Below are 21,591 nucleotides of genomic sequence, written 5' to 3'. Positions count from 1 at the left end.
ATCGATGGGATTGAGGCAGGGGATCGGAGCCGACCCACGGCTGGACCCTGCGAGTTGGGCCTTCGCGGACGGGCTCCCAAACGGGCTTTACGTCATCGACGCCCAGGGTCTCTGCGTCTTCGCCAACGCTGCGGCGCTCGCCTTGCTCGGCTACGGGACGGCCGAAGAGTTGGTGGGGAGGCACATGCACGACGCCGTCCACCATACACGGCCGGACGGCACGCCTTTCCCGGCAAGCGCCTGCCCGATGCTGCACACTTTGACGAGCGGCAGGCCAGTTCGGCTCGATAGCGAGTTGCTTTGGCGTAGGGACGGCACATCGTTTGTGGCTGACTATGCCGCCCACCCACTGCCGGGGCATGGTGCGCCGGTCGGCAGCGTGGTGACCTTCTCGCCCCTGCTCATCGACGGAGAGGCCTCAGAGGCGATCGAGGCGCGGTGGGGCGGAGTCGAGCGAAGGCGGGCCGAGGAAGCGCTGCGCGACAGCGAGGCCAAGTTCCGCGCCCTGGCCGAAAACATCGCCCAGCTCGCCTGGATGACGGGACCGGACGGCGCCATCGACTGGTACAACCGGCGTTGGTACGACTTCACCGGCACGAACCCGGAAGTCATGCAGGGCTGGGGCTGGAAGAAGGTCCACCACCCGGACCACGTCGACCGCGTGGTCGAGCGCATCGCCGCCTGCTTCGCGGCCGGCACGCCCTGGGAGGACACCTTCCCGCTGCGCGGCCGCGACGGGCAGTACCGCTGGTTCCTGTCGCGGGCCGAACCGATCCACGGCATGCCGGATGCGGCTAACCCGCAAGGGCGCCTGCTTGGCTGGTTCGGCACCAACACGGACATTACGGAGCTTCGCGAGGCCGAGCAGGCCGCCGCGGCTGCGCGCGACGCCGCCGAGGAGGCGAACCGGACCAAGAGCGCCTTCATCGCCAACATGAGCCACGAGCTGCGCACGCCGCTCTCGGCCATCATCGGCTATTCGGAGATGCTGCAGGAGGAGATGGACGAGGGCGCCGAGCCGGCAGAGCTGACGCCCGATATGCGCAAGATCGAGTCGAACGCCCGCCACCTGCTCGGCCTCATCAACGACGTGCTCGACCTTTCGAAGATCGAGAGCGGCAAGATGGAGGTGTTCGCCGAGGAGTTCGCCGTGGAGCCGACCCTGCGCGACATGGTGTCGACGGTCGAGGCCCTCGTCGCCAGGAAGAACAATCGCCTGGAACTGAGGCTTGAGCCGTCGCTCGGCGCCATGCGGACCGACGTCACCAAGCTCAGGCAGATCCTGCTGAACCTCCTGTCCAACGCCGCCAAGTTCACGGAGAACGGCACCGTCACGCTGTCGGCCACGCGCCTGCCGGGCGGCGCGGGTGGCGACTGGATGGTGTTCCGCGTCAGCGACACCGGCATCGGCATGACCGAGGAGCAGCTCGGCCGCCTGTTCCAGCGCTTCACCCAGGCCGACAGCTCAACCACGCGCAAGTTCGGCGGCACGGGCCTTGGCCTGTCCATCTCGAAGGCCTTCGGCGTCATGCTGGGCGGGGACCTGTCCGTCGACAGCCGGCCCAGTGAGGGCTCGACCTTCACAGTCTTCCTGCCCGCCGAGGTCGGCGAGGGTGAGCCGGTCCAGGTGCCGAACGCCTCCGCGGCTCGCGCGGATGGCCACGAGCCGGCGGCCGCCAAGGACGTCGTGCTCGTCATCGACGACGACCCGACGCAACGCGAACTGATAACGCGCTTCCTCGGCCGCGAGGGTTTCGGCGCCGTCACGGCCGCCGATGGCTACGCAGGCCTCCAGCTCGCGAAGTCCCTGCACCCCCGCGCCATCCTGCTCGACGTCACCATGCCGGGCCTCGACGGCTGGTCGGTCCTGTCCGCGCTCAAGGCGGATGCGGAGGTGTCCGACATCCCCGTGATCATGGTCACCTTCGTCGACGAGCGGGGCCTCGCGACCCAGCTCGGGGCCGCCGACTACGTCATGAAGCCGGTCAGGTGGGAGCGCTTCCGGCAGGTGATGGACCGGTACCGCGACGGCGACGGGGTCGTGCTGGTGGTGGATGACGACGCCGACAACCGCCGGCATGTCCGCACCGTGCTGGAGCGTGAGGGTTGGGGCGTGGTGGAAGCGGAGCACGGTGCGGACGCGCTCGACCGCGTCGCTGAGGCCGCGCCGCGGGTCGTGCTGCTCGACCTCGACATGCCCGTCATGGACGGCTTCGACTTCCTGCGCGCCTTCCGGGCGCGGGCCGGCTGCGCCGAGGTGCCGGTCGTCGTGTTGACCGCGAAGGACCTGACGCGCGACGACCGCCGGCGTCTCCAAGGCGCGAACGAGGTGTTGAGCAAAGGCGTGACAAGCCTTGCGGACCTGTCGCGCGAACTGGCCAAGGTCTTGGCACCCGCGAAGGAGATGGACGCATGAAGGTGCTTTTGGTGGAGGACCATGAGGAGATCTGGGATTTCCTCTCCCGTCGCCTCAAGCGACGCGGCTTCGAGGTCGCCGTCGCAGTGGACGGCCAGGAAGGCGTCGACAAGTCGAAGAGCGAGTCGCCCGACATCATCCTGCTCGACATGAACCTACCCGTCATCGACGGCTGGACGGTGGCCGGGCTGATCCGCGCCGACCCCGCTACCGCCAAGGTGCCCATCATCGCCCTGACAGCGCACGCCATGTCGGGTGACAAGGACAAGGCCATCGCGGCCGGTTGCACGGATTACTGCTCGAAGCCGGTCGACTTCTCCGACCTGCTCGCCAAGATCGACGCCAACACGAAGCGCTGATGCGCACGGAAGACGGTGGGGGCTTCGGCGCCGACCGACATGCACTAGGGGCGGCGACACTTGACCACCGACGAAGACGCAGGACGGATCGACATCGGCCTGCCGCCCCGGCGGGATGCCGAGGCCCGCCACCTGCGCCAGATCGTGGCCGGGGTCAGCGATGGCGTCATCCTCGTGGGTCTCGACCAAACCATCTGCTGGGCCAACAAGGCGGCCCTGGAGATGCACGGCGTGACGACCGTCGACGACCTCGGCGCGAACGTGACCGAGTATCGAGAGCGCTTCGAACTCCGCTACCGCAACAGCCATCGCCTGCCCGCCGGCCAGTACCCGATGGAGCGGGTCATGGCCGGCGAGGCCTTCGATGAGGTGGTCGTCGAAGTCGTCCCCGCGGGCAGCGGCGACGTGCACTGGACCCACCGGATCCGCTCGTTGGTACTGAGCGACGACGGGGGCGTGCCAGACTGCCTCGTGCTCGTGCTCAACGACGAGACCGAGCGCTTCCAGGCCGAGGAGCGCTTCGAGAGAGCGATCAATGCCAACCCCGCGCCCGCGGTGATCTCGCGCCTCGACGACCTCCGCCACGTCCGCGTCAACCGGGGCTTCCTGGAGATGACGGGCTATCGCGAGGAGGACGTCGTCGGGCGGTCGATCTACGAGGTCGACCTCCTCGAGGGGGCGAGCCGCCGCGAGCTGGGCATCGAGCGCATGCGGGAGGGGCGCACAGTCCCGCAGATGGAGGCGACCCTGCAGTTGCCCGGCGGCGGCGAGAAGTCGGTCATCGTCGCCGGCCAGCCAATCGACGTCGGCGACGTCCACTGCATGCTGTTCACTTTCGCGGACCTGGACGGGCGTCGCCAGGCCGAGGCCGCCTTGCGGCAGAGCGAGCGACGCTTCGCCACCGCATTCCGCATGTCACCGGTCCCGACCCTGCTGACAACGCGCGCGGAAGGTCGTGTGCTGATGGTCAACGACGCTTTCTTGCGGGAAAGCGGGCATGCCCAGGCCGACGTCGTCGGCCGCGACGCGGCCGTCCTACAGCTCTGGACGGACCCGAATGCGGCAGCGTCCATCGAACGCCTCCTGCGCACGGGCGGGCGCGTGCTCGACCTGGACCTCCGCCTGCGGACGAGGGACGGGGGAACGCTCGATTGCCTGGTCGGCGCGGAGGCGGTCGAGATCAACGGCCAGGACTGCGTGCTGCTCACGGCGCAGAACGTGTCCGACCGCAGGCGCACCCACGTCGAGGTCGCGGGTGCCATCGAGGCGGTGATGTGAACCGCTCCGGGTTTCTCGGAGGCTGATTGGCTTGGAATTTACGCCGTCATCGGAATGGCCTCAAGCGCGGCGTAGAAGGCCGCTTCGGCTTCGGCCGGCGGGACGTTGCCGATGGGCTCGAGCAGCCGGCGGTGATTGTACCAGTCGACCCATTCAAGCGTGGCGTATTCGACGGCCTCGAACGACCGCCATGGCCCCCGCCGGTGGATCACCTCGGCCTTGAACAGGCCGTTGATGGTTTCAGCGAGGGCGTTATCGTAACTGTCTCCTATGCTGCCGACTGAGGGTTCGATGCCGGCTTCGGCAAGTCGCTCACTGTACTTTATGCTGACGTATTGCACTCCACGGTCAGAGTGGTGAATGAGATCGCCGGCAGGTCGGCGCTGGTAGAGAGCCTGCTCCAGGGCGTCCAGCACGAAGCTGGTCTGAGCGGAGCGGGAAGCTCGCCAGCCAACAATGCGGCGAGCAAACACGTCGATGACGAAAGCCACATAGACGAACCCGGACCAGGTCGCGACATAGGTGAAATCCGACACCCACAGCGCGTTGGGACGAGGGCCTTGAACTGCCGGTTCACTCGGTCGAGAGGGCAAGCCGCCGAGGGATCCGGCACTGTAGTGCGAGCCTTTCTTCCCCGCACGACCCCTTGCAGCCCCAAGACACGCATCAGGCGCGCCACCGTGCAGCGGGCGACGCGGATGCCCTCGCGGCCGAGCTGCCGCCAGATCTTCCGTACCCCGTAGACGCCGAAATTCTCCTCGAACACGCGGCGGATCTCGATCATCAGCGCCGCGTCGCTCCGGGCGCGTGCTGACTGCTTGGTAGGGTCGGTCTGCCGAGCTGCATGAGCGTAGTACGTCGATGGGGCGATCGGCAGCACCTTGCAGATCGGCTCGACCCCGTGAGCATCCCGGTGCTCGTCGATGAAGGCTTTCATGTCCGTGAGCGGCGGTCGAGCTCCGCCATGGCAAAATACGCGCTCGCTTTGCGCAAGATCTCGTTCGCCTGACGCAGCTCGCGGACTTCGCGCTCCAGCGCCTTGATGCGCTCGCGCTCGTCCGTCGTCGTGCCCGTCCGCGGACTCTTACTGCTTTCTGCCTCCTTGATCCAGTTGCGCAGGGTTTCCCCCGAACAGCCGATCTTGGACGCGATCGAACGGATGGCCGCGTGCCGCGAGCTATGCTCGCCCTGGTGCTCCTGCACCATCCGGACCGCACGCTCGCGGACCTCGGGGGAAAATGGGGGTGTGCGCTTCGTCATGGCTCCAGTCTCGCAAGATCAGGAGCCTCCAGGAAACCCGGAGCGGTTCAACAGCGTCCAAACGCATAAGCCTGATCCTACTCAAACAGGCACTAAGAGATGGCGGAGGGGGCCGACGCCGCGGAGCTGGGCCCCGACCTGCGCAAGATCGAGGGCAACGCCCGCCATCTCCTCGGCCTCATCAACGACGTGCTCGACCTGTCGAAGATCGAGAGCGGCAAGATGGAGGTCTTCGCCGAGACGTTCGACGCCGCGGGCATGGTGCGCGACGTCGCCTCGACGGTGCAGGGCCTCGTCGCCAAGAAGGGCAACTCGCTCGACGTCCACGTGTCCGAGAACGTCGGCCTTCTACGGACCGACGTCACCAAGCTGCGCCAGATCCTGCTGAACCTGCTCAGCAACGCGGCCAAGTGCACCGAGAACGGCACGATCACGCTGTCGGCGATGCGCATCCCAGGCGGCACGGGTGGGGACTGGATGGCGTTCCGGGTGGCCGACACGGGGCTCGGCATGACCGAGGGGCAGCTCGACAAGCTGTTCCAGCGCTTCACCCAGGCCGATGCCTCCACGACGCGCCGGTTCGGCGGCACCGGCCTTGGGCTGTCCATCTCCAAGGCCTTCGGCGTCATGCTGGGCGGCGACCTGTCGGTGGACAGCGCACCCGGCGAAGGCTCGACCTTCAGCCTGTTCGTGCCGGCCGATCTGGGGGAGGCAAGTGACGGCGGGGTCGAAGGCGCGACGGCCGGCGACGGCGAAGACCAAGTGGCGGAGCCAGGGTCGCGCGGCGTCGTGCTCGTCATCGACGACGACCCGGCCCAGCGCGACCTCGTGGTCCGCTTCCTCGACCGTGAGGGTTTCAGGGCCGTCACGGCGGCGGACGGCTTCGCCGGCCTGCAACTGGCCCGCACGGTGCGCCCGACGGCGATCCTGCTCGATGTCACGATGCCGGGGCTCGACGGCTGGTCGGTGCTGAGCGCACTCAAGGCGGACCCGGAGGTGGCCGACATTCCCGTGGTCATGGTCACCTTCGTCGACGAGCGCGGCCTCGCCTCGACGCTGGGCGCCGCCGACTACGTCATGAAGCCGGTGAGGTGGGAGACCCTGAAGCAGGTGATGGGGCGCTTTTGCGGGGGGCAGGGGTCGGTGCTCGTCGTGGACGACGACGCCGACATGCGCCACCACGCCCGCTCGGTGCTGGAGCGCGACGGCTGGGACGTGGTCGAGGCCGGTGATGGCCTCGACGCCCTGGCACGCGTCGCCGAGGCCGGGCCGCGGGTTGTGCTGCTCGACCTGGAGATGCCCGTGATGGACGGCTTCGCCTTCCTGCAGGCCTTCCGTGCCTTGCCGGAATGTGGCGGCGTGCCGGTGGTCGTGCTCACGTCCAAGGACCTGACCCGTGACGACCGGCGCCGCCTGCGCGGTGCGGACGAGGTCCTCAGCAAAGGGGTGACGAGCCTCGCCGACCTGTCGCGCGAACTCGCCAAGGTCACGGTGATGAAGGAAAGGGATGCACGATGAAGATCCTGCTGGTCGAGGACCACGAGGAAATTTGGGACTTCCTGTCCCGGCGGCTGAGGCGCCGCGGCTTCGAGGTCGCGGTGGCGACCGACGGGCAGGAAGGCGTCGACAAGTCGAAGAGCGAGGCGCCCGACATCATCCTGCTCGACATGAACCTGCCAACCGTGGACGGATGGACGGCGGCGGCGATGATGCGGGCCGATCCGGTGACAGCGGGGCTGCCCATCATCGCCCTGACGGCGCACGCCATGTCTGGCGACCGCGACAAGGCCATCGCGGCCGGCTGCACGGACTATTGTCCGAAGCCCATCGACTTCTCCGACCTCCTGTCGAAAATCGAGCGCTACGCACCCAAGGCTTGAGCCGCAGTCCAAGATTAGGCGCGCGCCGGTCGGGCAACCTGGCGCTGGGCACCGTCGAAACGAGAGGCGTAGCCATCGGCCGACGAGGGCGTCGAGAGTCGATGTCGGCCGAAACGAGACGCGAGGAACGAACGAGCATGGCACGACCCGACATCGCCGCCATCCGTGACGGAGGCGCCTTGGGCGAACGCATGCGCGCGCTCGACTGGACCACGACGCCCATCGGCGCCCCGAGACAGTGGCCTCCGGCGTTGCGGACGCTGGTCGCGATTATGCTCGGCTCCAAGCAACCCATGTTCGCCGTCTGGGGACCGGGGCTGACCCTGCTCTACAACGACGCCTACCGCGCCGTCCTCGGTCACAAGGACCACGACGCGCTCGGCCGCAGCTTCCTCGACGTCTGGGACGAGATCCGCGCCGACCTCGTGCCGCTCGTCGAGCAGGCCTTCGCGGGCGAGGCCATCCACATGGACGACATCACCCTCATGATGGATCGCGAGGGTCTGGACCCCGAGGCGCACTTCGCCTTCTCGTACACGCCCGTGCGCGACGAGGACGACATCGTGCGCGGTTTCTTCTGCGCCTGCACCGAGACCACCGAGGTGGTGATGGCGAACCGCCGCCAGGCGTTCCGCCTGGAGCTGGAGGACGCGCTTCGTGGAATCGAGTCGGCCGAGGCCTTGATGAACACTGCCGTGGCAGCGCTCGGCCGTCACCTCGACGTCAGCCGTGCCGGCTATGCCGAGATGCAGTCCGATGACGAGACGGTGGTGCTGGCCTCCAGCTTCGCCAACGGCGTCATGTCACTCGAAGGCGCGTACAGGCTTGACGCGTTCGGGCGTGCCAACGCGTCTCGTCAGCGTCGCGGTGTGACGACCGTCGTCCAGGACGTCCAACTCGATCCCGACTTCGACGCCGCATCCTTCGCCGCCATCGAAATCAGGGCATTCGTGTCCGTGCCGGTGATGCGGGCCGGACGCCTCGCCGCCACGCTCTTCGTGAACCAGTCCGCGCCCCGGCTTTGGTCGGCGGCGGACGTCGCCCTGGTCGAGGCCGTCGCGATCCGCGTCGGCGACGCCGTGCAGCGCGTGCGCGCCGAACACGAGGCGCAGGCCAGCGCCGCACGTTTCCGCGCCCTGACCGAGGCGCTGCCGAACCAGGTTTGGACCGCGACGCCGGACGGGGCCCTCGACTGGGTGAACGGCCGGACGAGGGAGTATTGTGGAACATCGGACATCCTGGCCGGCGACCGGGCCTGGACCCTGCTCGTGCATCCCGACGACATGGCGGACGCCGAGAGGCGCTGGGGACACGCCCTGCGCACGGGCGAGGTCTACGAGACGGAGTTCCGCATCCGCCACCACGACGGGGCGGACCGCTGGCACCTCGTCCGCGCCCTGCCCGAACGGGACGCTTCGGGCGCCATCGTGCGCTGGATCGGCACCAACACCGACATCGACGACCAGAAGCAGGCCGAGCTTGCGCTCGGCGCCGCCAAGGCCGTGGCCGAGGAGGCCAACGTCGCCAAGAGCACCTTCATCGCCAACATGAGCCACGAGCTGCGCACGCCGTTGTCGGCCATCATCGGCTATTCGGAGATGATGGCCGAGGAGATCGCCGATGGCTGCGACGCGGCCGACCTCGCCTCAGACATGTCCAAGGTCGAGGGCAATGCCCGCCATCTGCTCGGCCTCATCAACGACGTGCTCGACCTGTCGAAGATCGAGAGCGGCAAGATGGAGGTCTACGCCGAGGACTTCGACATCGAACCCACGTTGCGCGAGGTGGCCAGCACGGTAGGGACCCTCATCGGCAAGAAGGACAACCGTCTCGTGCTGGACCTCGCACCCGGACTCGGGGCCGCCCACACCGACGTGACCAAGCTCCGGCAAGTTTTGCTCAACCTCCTGTCCAATGCCGCCAAGTTCACCGAAGGCGGGACCATCACGCTGTCGGCCTCGCGCGGGCCTGCGCCGGACGGGAGGGACCGCCTGAGCTTCGCGGTGCGGGACACCGGCATCGGCATGACGCCCGAGCAGCTCGCCAAGCTGTTCCAGCGCTTCACCCAGGCCGACGCCTCGACCACGCGCCGGTTCGGCGGCACGGGCCTCGGCCTGTCGCTGACGCGCGCCTTCGCCGACATGCTCGGGGGCGAGGTCGGCGTCGACAGCGTCGCCGGCGAGGGCAGTACCTTCACCTTCTCGCTCCCCGCCGTCCACGCGTCCAGCGCCGACGCGGAGGCTTTGCCCGACCCTGAGATCACCGCCGACGAGGTCGGGACGGGCGACCTCGTTCTGGTGATCGACGACGACGCCGACCAGCGTGCGTTGATGACGCGGTTTCTCCATCGAGAGGGCTTCCGCGTCCAGGTGGCGGCCGACGGTCGGTCGGGGCTGGCGCTCGCGCGGCGGCTCCGTCCCCGCGCGATCCTGCTCGACGTCATGATGCCCGGCGTGGACGGCTGGTCGGTGCTGACCGAGCTGAAGGCCGACCCTAACCTGTCGGCTACGCCCGTCGTCATGGTGACCTCCGTCGACCAGCGCAGCCTGGCGGCGTCGCTTGGGGCGGCCGAATACATGCTAAAGCCGGTGCGCTGGGACCGCTTTCGCGACGTGATGGAGCGGTTCCGCAGCACCTCGGGCGGCATCCTGGTCGTCGAGGACAGCGACGACGCGAGAGTCGCCATCTGCTCCGTGCTGGAGGACGACGGCTGGACGGTGGTCGAGGCGGCGGATGGGCGCGAGGGCCTCGCCAAGGCCGCCGAAAGGCGTCCCGAGGTGGTGCTGCTCGACCTCAACATGCCGGTGATGGACGGCTTCGACTTCCTCGACGGATTGCGCAAGTTGCCCGGCTGCGCGGAGGTGCCGGTCGTGGTGCTGACGGCGCGGGACTTGACGAACGAGGACCGACAGCGCCTGCGGGGCGCGAGCCAGGTGCTCAACAAGGGCGACGTCACCATGCGGGCCCTGGTCGAACGCCTCCACAAACTTTCCGTGTCTTGAATCGCCGGAGCCACATTTCTAACTTTTCTTATCCGTTGACGATGTACCCTCCTTTCAGTTCTTGGACGATATCCAGCTTCCATTGCATGCGGTGCCACGCTAAGCCGAGTGCTCGATAAGCAGGCACGAACGAGGGCATGCGGTCCATGGCGGTCGAAGACATCGGGGCGCTGATCCGCGTCGTCACAGGCGCGGAGGGGAAGATCGCCGCCTCCTGGCTCGACCAGCTCAGGGACGGAGGGGCGCTGCGCTCCGGCCGCATGCGGGAGGCGGAACTCCGCGCGCAGGTCGACACCGTGCTCGGGCAACTCCGCGCCGCGCTCGCCTCGGGCGGGACCGACGTGGAAGGCGAGGCCTTCGAGCCCCTCCGCGCGACGCTGGGCGACGTGTCGCGGTCGCGGGCCGTGCAGGGCTTCTCGCCCACCGACACGATGAACTTCGTGTTCTCGCTCAAGGAGCCGGTCTACGACGCCCTGAACGCTGCCTACGCCGGTGAGCAGGCCAAGCTGTCGGCGGCCGTGTTCGCGGCGAGCAGGCTCATCGACCGGCTCGGCCTCTTCACGATGGAGGAGTACCAGCGTAGCCGCGAGGAGGTCATCGGCCGCCAGGGCCAGGAGATCTCGGAGCTGTCGACGCCCGTGGTCAAGCTGTGGGACGGCATCCTCGCGCTCCCCCTCATCGGCACGCTCGATAGCGCCCGCACCACGACGGTGATGGAGACCCTGCTCCAGGCCATCGTGGACGAGGAGGCCGAGGTCGCCATCATCGACATCACAGGCGTGCCGACCGTCGACACGCTGGTGGCCCAGCACCTGCTCAAGACCGTCGCCGCGGCCCGCCTGATGGGGGCCGAGTGCATGGTGTCCGGCATCCGCCCGCAGATCGCCCAGACCATGGTCCACCTCGGCGTGGAGCTGACCGTGGCGTCCAAGGCGACCCTGGCCGACGCCTTCGCGCTCGCGCTCAAGCGAACGGGTCGCGCCGTGGTGCGACGCACGTCCATCCCCCTGGCGAGGGACGACCGCTAGGCCGATGGACCACATCCCCATCCTGAAGCTCGGGGACGTCCTCCTCGTCAGCATCCAGGTCGACATGCACGACCGCCTCGCCCTGGCCCTGCAGGACGACCTGACGAACAGGCTGGCGAAGACCCGGGCCCGGGGCGTGCTGATCGAGATCTCCGCCCTGGAGATCGTCGACAGCTTCATCGGCCGCATGCTCGACACCATCGCCGGGACGGCGCGCCTGCTCGACGCCGAGACGGTGGTGGTGGGCATGCGTCCGGCCGTCGCCATCACCCTCGTCGAACTCGGCCTGGAGTTGACCGGCGTGCGGACGGCCCTCAACGTCGAGCGCGGCATGGCGCTCATCCGGTCCCGTCTCGACGACGATGCCCGGGAGGACGGCGATGACGGCGAGCCCGGATGAGGTGGTCGCTATCCGCTCGGACGACGACGTCGTGCGGGTCAGGGCGCGGGTCAGGGCCGCGGCCCAGGCGGTCGGGCTCGGCGCCGTCGACCAGACCAAGGTCGTGACCGCGGCCAGCGAACTCGCCCGCAACGCCCTCGTCCACGGCGGCGGCGGCGAGGCCCGCATCGAGCGCGTGGTGGAGGTGCGCCGCCGCGGCCTGCGCCTGCACTTCGTCGACGCGGGGCCGGGCATCGCCGACGTCGCCCAGGCCATGACGGACCGCTTCAGCACCGCCGGCAGCCTGGGCCTCGGGCTCGGCGGTGCGAAGCGGCTCTCCAACGAGTTCGACATCGCCTCGACGCCGGGCATCGGCACGCACGTCACCATCACGCGCTGGAGGGCCGCATGATCTCGGTGCCCGTGACGGAGGTCAGTCAGGTGGCCGAGGCGAGGCGTTGCGCGGCCGCCGCCGCGAAGCGCCTCGGCTTCGACGAGACGGCCACCGGCCGCGTCGCCCTCGTGGCGACGGAACTCGCCACCAACCTCGTCAAATACGCCACGGGCGGCGAACTCCTCGTCGGCACCTACGAGCACGACGTCGAGACCGGTGTCGAGCTGCTGGCCCTGGACCGGGGCAACGGCCTGGCGGACGCGGAGGGGGCCCTGGCAGACGGCCATTCGACGGGAGGGACCGCCGGGCTGGGCCTGGGGGCGGTCCGGCGGCAGTCGCAGGACTTCGAGGTGATCTCCTCGCTCGGGCGCGGCATGGCGGTGTTGTCCCGGCTGGCGGCGGCCCGGACGCGCCCGCCACACCCACCCATGGCGGAGTTCGGCGCCGTCTCGGTGCCATTGAAGGGTCAGGCCGCCAACGGCGACGCTCACTGCTTCAGGCCGCGCGGGGACGGCTGGACGCTCGTGGTCGCGGACGGGATCGGGCACGGGACCGAGGCGGCCAAGGCCTCGGCGGAGGCGGTCGGCATCTTCCGGGACCACGAGGGCGAGAGCCCGAAGGAGATCGTCGGCGCCATCCACGCCGGCCTCCGCGCGACGCGCGGCGGCGCGGTGTCGGTGGCCCGGTACGACGCGGTCCGGGGCACCGTGGCCTTCTGTGGCCTGGGCAACGTCGCCGGGACGACGGTCCAGGGCGGGACGGCCCACGGCACCGTCGTGCTCGCCGGCACGGCCGGGCACAACGCGCGCCGCATCCAGGCTTTCGACTACCCGCTCGCACCGGGCGGGCTGTTCGTGCTGTGCTCGGACGGCATCGGGTCGGGGTGGTCGCTCGCGGACTATCCCGGCCTGGCCGAGGCCCATCCGGCGCTGGTCGCGGCGGTGATCTACCGCGACTTCGCCCGCACCCGGGACGACGCCACCGTGACGGTGGCGCGGGCCCGGCCAGCGGCGGTCCTGGAGGGACGGCCATGAGGTGGCGGCTGCTGCGCGCGCCCATCGAGCGCGAGGACGACGTCGTCGTGGTGCGACAGCGCGCCCGCATCCTGGCGGAACGCCTCGGCCTGTCGCGGCAGAAACAGACGGCACTCGCCACGGCCGTCTCCGAGATCGCCCGCAACGCCTTCGGCTACGGCGGCGGCGGCGGGGCCGAGTACGGCATCGACGAGGCTGACGGGCGTCAGTCCCTCGTCGTTCGCATCACCGACGCAGGCCCGGGCATCGCCGACCTCGCGACGATCCTCGACGGCCGTTACGTGTCGAGGACCGGCATGGGCCTCGGCATCGTCGGGGCGCGTCGCCTGACGGACGGGTTCGACATCCGCTCAGCCCCCGGGGCGGGCACCGTAGTGACGCTCACCAAGACCCTGCCGGCGGGTGGTCCGCGCCTGGGCGGCCCCGAGGTCGCCGCGCTGTCCGACGTGCTGCGGCGGGAGCGGGACGCCGACCCGCAGCAGGCCGTGCGGGCGCAGAACCGCGACCTCCTGCAGAGCCTGTCCGACCTCGCCGAGAAGGAGGAGGAGGCGCGACGGCTCAACGCCGAGCTGCGCGACGCCCGCGACACCCTGGAGCGGCGCGTCGAGGAGCGGACGGCCGAGCTGGAGCGCGCCAACGAACGGCTGCGGGCCGAGGCCGCCGCGCGCGCGCGGATCGAGGGGGAGCTGCGCCAGGCGCAGAAGATGGAGGCTGTCGGCCAGCTCACCGGCGGCATCGCCCACGACTTCAACAACCTCCTCACCGGCATCACAGGCTCGCTCGACCTGCTGCAGATCCGGCTGGCCCAGGGGCGGCACGAGCACGTGGCGCGCTATATCAAGACCGCCATCGGCTCGGCGACACGGGCCGCGGCCCTCACGCACCGCCTGCTCGCCTTCTCGCGGCCGCAGGCCCTGTCCCCGCGGTCGACCGAGCCGAACGCCGTGATCCGCGGCATGGAGGACCTCCTACGCCGCACCATCCCGGCCACCATCGCCTTCCGGGTCGCGGCCGAACCCGACCTGTGGCCGGCCTTGTGCGACGAGCACCAGCTCGAGAACGCCGTGCTCAACCTGTGCATCAACGCCCGCGACGCCATGCCGAAGGGTGGCACCCTCACGGTCGAGACGACGAACGAGCACCTCGATGAGGCTTACGTGGCGCGGCACCCGAGTGCGAGCCCGGGCGACCACGCCTGCATCTGCGTGGCGGATACCGGCACCGGCATGACGCCAGAGGTGCTGGCACGCGTGTTCGAGCCCTTCTTCACCACCAAGCCGGTCGGCAAGGGGACCGGGCTGGGCCTCGCGATGATCTACGGCTTCGCGCGCCAGTCGAAGGGGCACTGCCGCATCGACTCGGAGGTGGGACGCGGCACCCGCATGTATCTATATCTGCCCCGCCACGTGTCCCCGCCCCGAGGCGAGCCGGTCGCCGACCTCGCGCCTGCGCGGGACGTGCCCGTCACGTCGGGCGCCGATGTGATGCTCGTCGAGCAGAACGTCGTGGTGCGGGACCTGGCCGACGAGGTCCTGCGGGACCTCGGGCACCGCGTGGTGCTGCCCGAGGACGGGGCCGCCGCGCTCAGGCGCCTGGACGCGGGCGAGGCCGTCGACCTCATCGTCACCGACGTTGGGCTGGCGGGCGGCATCAGCGGCCACCGTCTCGCGGAGGAGGCGCGTGCGAAGCGCCCGGGCCTGAAGGTCTTGTTCATCACCGGCCACGCCGACGAGGCGGAGGCGGCGGCCAGCGACCTGACGGAAGGCATCGAGATTCTGCCCAAGCCCTTCCAGGTCAAGGCCCTGATGGAGCGCGTCAGCGCGATGCTCGGGGGCCTCGTCCTTTGACGGGTCGGCGCCGCTTCGAAGTGCGCCGGCGTGGGGCCAAGCGTCCGAAGCGCTTCAGTCGAGCAGCGCGTCGGGCTTGTGAGCGTCGGGCATGACCTCCCGCAGGTGGTCGCGCACCGTCTCGGCGCTGAACGGCTTGGCGATGAAGCGTGCCCCTGCGGGCAGATCACCGTCGCCCGGCTTGAGCCGGCCGGACGCGATCACGATGGAGATGTACGGCCACTTGACCGCGACCTCCCTGGCCAGGGCGAAGCCGTTCCGGTTCCCCGGCATCTCGACGTCCGAGAATAGAAGGGACACGTCGAGGTGACGGTCCTCCAACACGAACAGGGCCTCGTCGCCGCTGCTCGCCTCCAAGGTTCGGAAGCACACGCCCTCGAGGATCTCGGCGACGTCCATGCGCAGGATGTCGTCGTCATCGACGACGAGTGCGTAGGGGCGGGCGTCGACGTGAGGTTCGCTCATCAGTGGGCAATGTGCGAGGGTGCCGGTTGTTGCGCGAGACCTTGGCTCACCGACGAGGGGTTCCCGACGACCGAGTGCCAGCCACGTCGGTTCTCCCCAGGATGCCTGACCTTGGGATGGAAGGCGGAGCGGCCGCCCATGCCGACCAGCGCCGTACGCCTCACCCTTGGATCAGGCCGCGTATCCTGTTCGCAAGCTCGTCCATGCCGAAGGGCTTCGTCATCACCGCCATGCCGGGGTCCAAAGCGCTCCCGCTCACCGCGGCGGTCTCGGCATAGCCGGTGATGAACAGCACCTTCAGCCCCGGCCGCAGCACGCGGGCGGCGTCGGCCACCTGCCGGCCGTTCATGCCGCCCGGCAGGCCGACATCGGTGACCAGGAGGTCGATCCGCATGTCGGTCTCCAGGATGCGCTGCCCGCCGGCCCCGTCCGCCGCCTCGACGGCGGTGTAGCCGAGGTCCGCGAGCACCTCTCCGACGAGGAGCCGCACCGCGGGCTCGTCGTCGACCACGAGCACCGTCTCGCCCTCCTCGGCCCGGGGCAGTGCGGCAGGTTCCTCGCTCACCGTCGTCGGCGCTGCCGCGTCGCCGTCGTGGCGTGGCAAGTACAGTGTGACGGTCGTCCCCAGGCCGAGTTGGGAATGGATGCGGACCTGCCCGCCCGACTGCTTGGCGAAGCCGTAGATCATCGACAGGCCGAGGCCGGTGCCCATGCCGAGCGGCTTCGTGGTGAAGAAGGGCTCGAAGACGCGCTCCACGACCTCGGCCGGCATGCCCGTGCCGGTGTCGGTGACGCTGAGCACGAGGTAGGAGCCGGCCTCGATGTCGCGCATGACCCCGCCGTGGGTGTCGATGCGGCGGTTCGACGTCTCCACCGTGAGCCGCCCGCCGTCCGGCATGGCGTCGCGAGCATTGATGCACAGGTTGAGGAGGGCGTTCTCCAGCTGGTTCGGGTCGACCAGCGCCGTCCAGGCGTCAGGCGCGGCGACGATGTCGAGGTCGACCGACGGCCCGATGGTGCGCCGTATGAGGTCCCTCATTCCCGACACGAGCCGGCCCACCTCAGTCGGCTTGGCGTCGAGGGTCTGGCGGCGCGAGAAGGCGAGCAGGCGATGGGTGAGCGCGGCCGCCCGCTCGGCCGAGGACATGGCGAGGTCGACGTAGCGACCCAACTCGCCGATGCGACCCTGGACTATGCGGCGGCGCATGAGATCGAGCGAGCCCGTGATGCCCGTGAGCAGGTTGTTGAAGTCGTGGGCGAGGCCGCCGGTGAGCTGCCCTACCGCCTCCATCTTCTGCGACTGGCGCAGGGACTCGTGTGCCTTAGCCAGTTCCTCCTCGCGCGCCTTGGCCTCGGTGACGTCGCGCCCTACGCCGAGCATGCGCTCGCCGCCGGGCTCCGGCGTCAGCGTCCAGGCAATCCAGCGGTGGGCGCCATCCTTGGCCAGCACGCGGTTCTCGTAGCGCGCGGTCGAACCGGACGTCCGCATGCGCGCCAGCTCGGCGGTGACCCGCTCCAGGTCGTCGGGATGGATGAGCCGGGCGTACCCGCCCGACATGATCTCCTCCTCGGCCCAGCCGAGCAGCCGCGTCCAGTACGGGTTCACCTTGAGCAGGGTATCGTCGTAGCCGGCGACCACGAGCAGGTCCTCGCCGAGCGCCCAGAGCTGGTCGCGCTCGCGGGTGCGGTCGCGCACGTCGCCCTGCAGGGCCGCGTTCAAGCGGTTCAGTTCGCGCTGTGCCTCGGCCAGTTGCTCCATGCGCCGCGTGCGGCCGATGGCCTGTGCCAGGGTGGCGGCCAGGGTCTCCAGGAAGGCCGTGTCCGAGATGGTGAAGTCGCGCTCGTCCGGGCTGTCGACCTCCAGCACGCCGTAGCGGTCGGCGCCGACGGCGACGAGCACGTTGAAGGCGCGATGCACGTTGTGCTCGACGAGCAGCCTCGGCGTGCGGAAGCGCGTCTCGGCCGCGAGGTGGTTCGACAGCACGGGCTGTCCGGTCTGGAAAGCGTAGCCGGCCGGGCTTTCGAGGTCGCTGCCGAGCCGCGCGTGGCCGACGGTGCCCGGATGCCAGCCCACGCCCGCGCGCATGACGAAGTTGTTCTCGTCCGGCAGGTACTCCAGCACCTTCGCAAGGCTGCACTCCATGCCCCTGGCCGCGGTGCGGCAGGCCTCGTGCAGGATGGGGTCGAGTCCGTCGGTGGCCAGGCTGAAGTTGGCGAACTCCGCCGCCAGCTCCTGCTGGCGCAGGCGCAGCGTCAGCTCGGCATTGGCCTCCTCGATGGTCGATGGGCTGGACATGGTCGCTCGTCGCGGTTGGGGCCCGTCATGCTGGTGGACGGGCTCGGGATCGATCATCAAACCCGCGTCCTTTACCACGTCGTCGCCGACCGCACGGTCCTGGGGTTCGCGTGATGCAAGGTCACCCACGCCGACCTCACCGCCGAGATGTTCGCGACGTCCGAGGAATCCGGCGACGCGTGTCTCCCGAAGCGGTGATCAGGGGGAAAGACGCGTTCACCCCACATCATCGACTTCGACGCGCGTGACCCGGCGGGACACCCTGGACGAAGCTGCTATAAGGCGCCGAGTCGTGCCGATCCGTCCGCCGCCAGCGGCGTCCGCCGCCAGCGGCGTCCCACCGAGTCCGATCTTGGTCACCCATGACGAAGTCACCTTCGGCCTTGGTCGGCGACGCCGGCCGCCTCGCGGCGCTCGCCGGTTACGACATCCTCGACACGCCCGCCGAGCCGGGCTTCGACGACGTCGTCCATCTCGCCTGCCAGCTCTGCGACACGCCCGTGTCGCTCGTCAGCCTGGTGGCGGGGGAGCGCCAATGGTTCAAGGCGCGCCAGAACTTCCCGCGCTGCGAGACGGACCTCGACAGTTCCGTCTGCGCCCATGCCCTGGCGCGGCCGGACCGGGTGCTGGTGATCCCCGACCTGACGGTCGACCCGCGCACCAGCGCCAACCCCCTGGTGACCGGGGACCCGTTCATCCGGTTCTACGCGGGGGCGCCCCTGGTGACGCCGGACGGGGACATGCTCGGCACCCTGTGCGTGATCGACACGGTCCCGCGGCCGGGCGGGTTGACCGGGCGGCAGGTGGACGACCTGACGCGGTTGGCCCGCTAGGTGATGACCCTGCTGGAGTTGCGGCGCGCCGTGGCCCTGCGCGACGTCGCGCGGGCGGAGGAGTTCCAGGCCTACCGTACGCGGGAGGCCCTGCGCGACACGCACGCCACGCTGGCGACGATGGATGCCGACCTGGCCGAAATCCTCGGTGTCGTGGTCGAGGGGGCCATGCGCGCCGTCCCGGCCGCGGAGGGGGGCGTCGTCGAGCTCATCGACGGTGACGAACTCCGGTACACCGCCGTCCGCGGCACGCTGTCCGCCGAGGAAGGGATGCGGCTCCGCCTGACCGGGACCCTCGCCGGCCATGTCGCGTCGTCGCGGACACCGACCCGGATGGCCGACGCGGGCGCCGACCCGCACGTCCGTCGCGACCTCCTGGACCGGCTCAGGCTGCGGTCGGCGGTGGTCACGCCCCTGTCGCGCGGCACGACGGTGCTGGGCGTGCTCAAGCTCCAGTCCGCCCGCGTGGACGCCTTCACCGACCGCGACCTCGAAACCGTAGTGGCCTTCGCCGACGCGGCCACGTCCGGCTTCGCCAAGGCCGAGGCCCGACGGGCACTCGAAGCGAGGGACGCCTATTGGCGCGGCGTGTTCGAGCAGCTCGTGGAAGGCATGCTGGTCGGCGAGGTGGTGCGCGACGACGCGGGCAGGATCGTCGACTGGCGCTACCTGGACGTGAACGCCGCCTGGGAAAGGATGGTCGGGGTGCCCCGCGCCCAGGCGCTCGGGCGAACCCTCCGGGAGATCATCCCCGGCGTCGAGGACGAGTGGGTCCACGACTTCGGGCGCGTCGTCGAAACGGGCGTCCCCCACGGCTTCAGCCGTCAGGTCGGCGTGTGGGCGCGGTGGTACGAGGGCAACGTCTTCCGGCTCGTCGGCGACCGCTTCGCCGTCACCTTCCTGGACATCACGGACCGCGTGCGGGCCGAGGCGCGTCAGGACGCCCTGGTGCGGCTCGGCGACGTGCAGCGCGACGTCGACGACCCCCTGCAGATCGCTTACGCCGCTGCCGAACTGCTCGGACGCACCTTGGACGCCAGCCGAGTGGGGTACGGCCGCATCGACCACGCGGCGGAAACCCGGACCGTCGAGCGCGACTGGACTGCGCCGGGCGTCGATACCCTGGTCGGTACCCTGCGCCTGCGCGACTACGGCTCCTACGTGGACGCCCTGAAGCGCGGCGAGCGCGTGGTGATCGACGACGTGTACCAGGACGGGCGCACGGCGGATCAGGCCCCTCTGCTGCAGGCGCGCGACGCCCGGAGCTTCGTCAACGCTCCGGTCGTCGAGCGTGGCCGCCTGGTGGCGACCTTCTACGTGAACTGCTCCCGCGTGCGGGAGTGGAGCGAGGGGGACCTGCGGCTCATCCAGGACTTCGCGGACCGCACCCACGTCGCCGTCGAGCGGGCGCGCGGCGAGCGCGCGGCCATGGATGCGGCCGAGGCATTGCGCGAGCTGAACGCGACGCTGGAACGGCAGGTCGCCCAGCGCAGCGCCGAGCTGGCCCGGGTTTGGCACAACGCCCAGGACCTGCAGGTGGTGATCGATGCCGACGGCGTGTTCCGGGCCGTCAGCCCGTCGGCCACGCGGCTGCTCGGCTGGTCGCCCGAGGAGATGGTCGGCCAGGACCTGTTCGCATTCACCCATCCCGATGGCCACCGGGACTCGCGGGACGCGCTCATGCAGGCCACCCGTGAGGCGCTGCCGACGCATCGGAACCGGTACCGCCACAAGGATGGGACTGATCGTTGGCTGGAGTGGGTCACGACGCCCGAGGCCGGCCTGATCTACTGCTACGGGCGCGACATCACCCTCGAAGTCGAGCAGGCGCAGAGCCTGCTGCAGACCGAGGACGCCCTGCGCCAGGCGCAGAAGATGGAGGCCGTGGGCCAGCTCACCGGCGGCGTGGCGCACGACTTCAACAACCTGCTCACCGTCATCAAGTCGTCCACCGACCTGCTCAAACGGCCGAACCTCGCCGACGAGCGGCGGGCCCGCTACGTGGCCGCCATCTCGGACACGGTGGACCGTGCCGCCAAACTCACCGGCCAGCTCCTGGCTTTCGCGCGGCGGCAGGCGCTCAAGCCCGAGGTCTTCGCCGCCTGCGACAGCGTGAGGGCGCTGTCCGACATGGTGGGCACGCTGACCGGCTCGCGCATCGCGGTCGCCACCGACCTGCCGGAGCATCCCACCTACGTCGAGGTCGACCCGAGCCAGTTCGATACCGCGCTGGTCAACCTCGCGGTGAACGCGCGCGACGCCATGGACGGGGAGGGCCGGATCACCATCGCGGTGCGCGCCGTCGACGCCGTGCCCGCCATGCGCACGCACCCTGACCGCGACGGGGCCTACGTGGCCGTGTCCCTGAGCGACACGGGTTCGGGCATGTCGGCCGACATCGTCCAGCGCATCTTCGAGCCGTTCTTCACCACCAAGGGGGTTGGCAAGGGCACGGGCCTCGGGCTCAGCCAAGTGTTCGGCTTCGCCAAACAGTCAGGCGGCGACGTCGCGGTCGCCAGCGTGGTGGGCGAGGGTACGACATTCACGCTCTACCTGCCGCGCGTGCCCGCCCCCGCGCCGGCCGCCGCGGTCGAGGTGCTGGAGGCGTTGACCGACGGGCACGGCACGCGCGTGCTGGTGGTCGAGGACAACGCCGACGTCGGCGCCTTCACGGTGCAGAGCCTGACCGACCTCGGCTACGTCACCACACTGGCGACCGACGGCCCCGCGGCCCTCGCCGAACTGGCCCGGGACGCGACGCGGTTCGACGTCGTCTTCTCCGACGTGGTCATGCCGGGCATGGACGGCATCGAATTGGGCCAGGAGATCCGTCGTCTGTACCACGACCTGCCGGTGGTGCTGACGAGCGGTTACAGCCACGTGCTGGCCCAGAACGGCACGCACGGCTTCGAGCTGCTGCACAAGCCCTACTCGGTCGAGCAGCTGTCACAGGTGCTGCACAAGACCGCGGTCTGGCGCAGGAGGAAGCGCTTCGTGGTCCAGTGAGCGTCTGCTTCGGAGCACGCGCCATTCAGATCGGTATGCCCGAGATGGGTCGACTCCGGCCGGACAGCAGACATGGGTGGAAAGCGGTCCGGCCGCTATCGATCGACAGACTTG

At 69.7% G+C, this 21,591-nt stretch carries 15 protein-coding genes, 1 pseudogene and 1 other annotated feature; of the genes and pseudogenes, 13 read left to right on the top strand and 3 right to left on the bottom strand.

The window, feature by feature from the left end; all coding sequences use genetic code 11:
- The first annotated feature begins 4 nt into the window (after window positions 1–4).
- Genes L7N97_RS26565 through L7N97_RS26555 form a run of 3 tightly spaced genes read left to right on the top strand, consistent with a single transcriptional unit; the run spans window position 5 to window position 4,053 of the window.
- On the top strand, window positions 5–2,416 hold the full coding sequence (locus tag L7N97_RS26565) for a hybrid sensor histidine kinase/response regulator (RefSeq protein WP_255722418.1): 2,412 nt from the start codon (window positions 5–7) through the stop codon (window positions 2,414–2,416).
- Window positions 2,413–2,775: a response regulator gene (locus L7N97_RS26560; protein WP_237481481.1), complete on the top strand. Its 363-nt coding sequence runs from the start codon at window positions 2,413–2,415 to the stop codon at window positions 2,773–2,775. The genes L7N97_RS26565 and L7N97_RS26560 overlap by 4 nt, the downstream gene beginning before the upstream one ends.
- A gap of 60 nt (window positions 2,776–2,835) precedes the next feature.
- Window positions 2,836–4,053 carry a PAS domain S-box protein gene (locus L7N97_RS26555; RefSeq protein WP_237481479.1) on the top strand — a complete coding sequence of 406 codons (1,218 nt, stop codon included), beginning with the start codon at window positions 2,836–2,838 and terminating at the stop codon, window positions 4,051–4,053.
- Window positions 4,054–4,091: 38 nt separating this feature from the next.
- Here the strand turns inward: L7N97_RS26555 and L7N97_RS26550 are convergent.
- Window positions 4,092–5,313, bottom strand: a pseudogene (locus L7N97_RS26550) (IS3 family transposase).
- Window positions 4,916–5,032: a sequence feature (AL1L pseudoknot), on the bottom strand. (Overlaps the previous pseudogene by 117 nt.)
- A 99-nt stretch (window positions 5,314–5,412) precedes the next feature.
- On the opposite strand from L7N97_RS26550, the gene L7N97_RS26545 reads away from it, so the two are divergent.
- The 8 genes from L7N97_RS26545 (at window position 5,413) to L7N97_RS26510 (ending at window position 14,877) form a co-directional block, all read left to right on the top strand.
- Entirely contained in the window at window positions 5,413–6,831 is a 1,419-nt protein-coding gene (locus tag L7N97_RS26545) for a hybrid sensor histidine kinase/response regulator (RefSeq protein ID WP_237481478.1), read from the top strand.
- On the top strand, window positions 6,828–7,193 hold the full coding sequence (locus L7N97_RS26540; protein ID WP_237481475.1) for a response regulator: 366 nt from the start codon (window positions 6,828–6,830) through the stop codon (window positions 7,191–7,193). The genes L7N97_RS26545 and L7N97_RS26540 overlap by 4 nt, the downstream gene beginning before the upstream one ends.
- 179 nt (window positions 7,194–7,372) lie before the next feature.
- The gene (locus L7N97_RS26535; protein ID WP_237481473.1) at window positions 7,373–10,195 is read left to right on the top strand and encodes a response regulator; all 2,823 of its coding nucleotides are present in this window, start codon (window positions 7,373–7,375) and stop codon (window positions 10,193–10,195) included.
- 146 nt (window positions 10,196–10,341) lie between these two features.
- Window positions 10,342–11,223 (top strand): STAS domain-containing protein, encoded by an 882-nt coding sequence (locus L7N97_RS26530; RefSeq protein ID WP_237481471.1) that lies wholly within the window; start codon window positions 10,342–10,344, stop codon window positions 11,221–11,223.
- Between the two features lie 4 nt (window positions 11,224–11,227).
- Window positions 11,228–11,623, top strand: a complete 396-nt coding sequence (locus L7N97_RS26525; protein WP_237481469.1) for an STAS domain-containing protein — start codon at window positions 11,228–11,230, stop codon at window positions 11,621–11,623.
- Entirely contained in the window at window positions 11,604–12,014 is a 411-nt protein-coding gene (locus L7N97_RS26520) for an ATP-binding protein (protein WP_237481467.1), read from the top strand. The genes L7N97_RS26525 and L7N97_RS26520 overlap by 20 nt, the downstream gene beginning before the upstream one ends.
- A complete protein-coding gene (locus tag L7N97_RS26515; RefSeq protein WP_237481465.1) occupies window positions 12,011–13,030 on the top strand; it encodes an ATP-binding protein in 1,020 nt (339 codons plus the stop codon). Before L7N97_RS26520 ends, L7N97_RS26515 begins: the two co-directional genes overlap by 4 nt.
- Window positions 13,027–14,877, top strand: a complete 1,851-nt coding sequence (locus L7N97_RS26510) for an ATP-binding protein (RefSeq protein ID WP_237481464.1) — start codon at window positions 13,027–13,029, stop codon at window positions 14,875–14,877. Before L7N97_RS26515 ends, L7N97_RS26510 begins: the two co-directional genes overlap by 4 nt.
- Window positions 14,878–14,931: 54 nt before the next feature.
- On the opposite strand, the gene L7N97_RS26505 is transcribed toward L7N97_RS26510, so the two are convergent.
- Window positions 14,932–15,342 (bottom strand): response regulator, encoded by a 411-nt coding sequence (locus L7N97_RS26505; protein ID WP_237481463.1) that lies wholly within the window; start codon window positions 15,340–15,342, stop codon window positions 14,932–14,934.
- A gap of 160 nt (window positions 15,343–15,502) precedes the next feature.
- The gene (locus tag L7N97_RS26500) at window positions 15,503–17,638 is read right to left on the bottom strand and encodes an ATP-binding protein (protein WP_309242856.1); all 2,136 of its coding nucleotides are present in this window, start codon (window positions 17,636–17,638) and stop codon (window positions 15,503–15,505) included.
- Window positions 17,639–18,000: 362 nt separating this feature from the next.
- Here L7N97_RS26500 and L7N97_RS26490 point away from each other — a divergent pair, with 362 nt between their 5' ends.
- Together L7N97_RS26490 and L7N97_RS26485 are read left to right on the top strand one after the other, a co-directional pair.
- A complete protein-coding gene (locus L7N97_RS26490) occupies window positions 18,001–18,471 on the top strand; it encodes a GAF domain-containing protein (RefSeq protein ID WP_309242855.1) in 471 nt (156 codons plus the stop codon).
- A 3-nt stretch (window positions 18,472–18,474) separates the two neighbouring features.
- Window positions 18,475–21,477, top strand: a complete 3,003-nt coding sequence (locus L7N97_RS26485) for a GAF domain-containing protein (protein WP_237482415.1) — start codon at window positions 18,475–18,477, stop codon at window positions 21,475–21,477.
- The last annotated feature ends 114 nt before the right edge of the window (window positions 21,478–21,591 follow it).

Origin of the sequence: Lichenibacterium dinghuense (genome assembly GCF_021730615.1) — a bacterium.
GTDB classification, from domain to species: domain Bacteria; phylum Pseudomonadota; class Alphaproteobacteria; order Rhizobiales; family Beijerinckiaceae; genus Lichenihabitans; species Lichenihabitans dinghuensis.
Note: the sequence above shows the minus strand (reverse complement) of the source record. Positions and strands in the feature narration are given on the sequence as shown.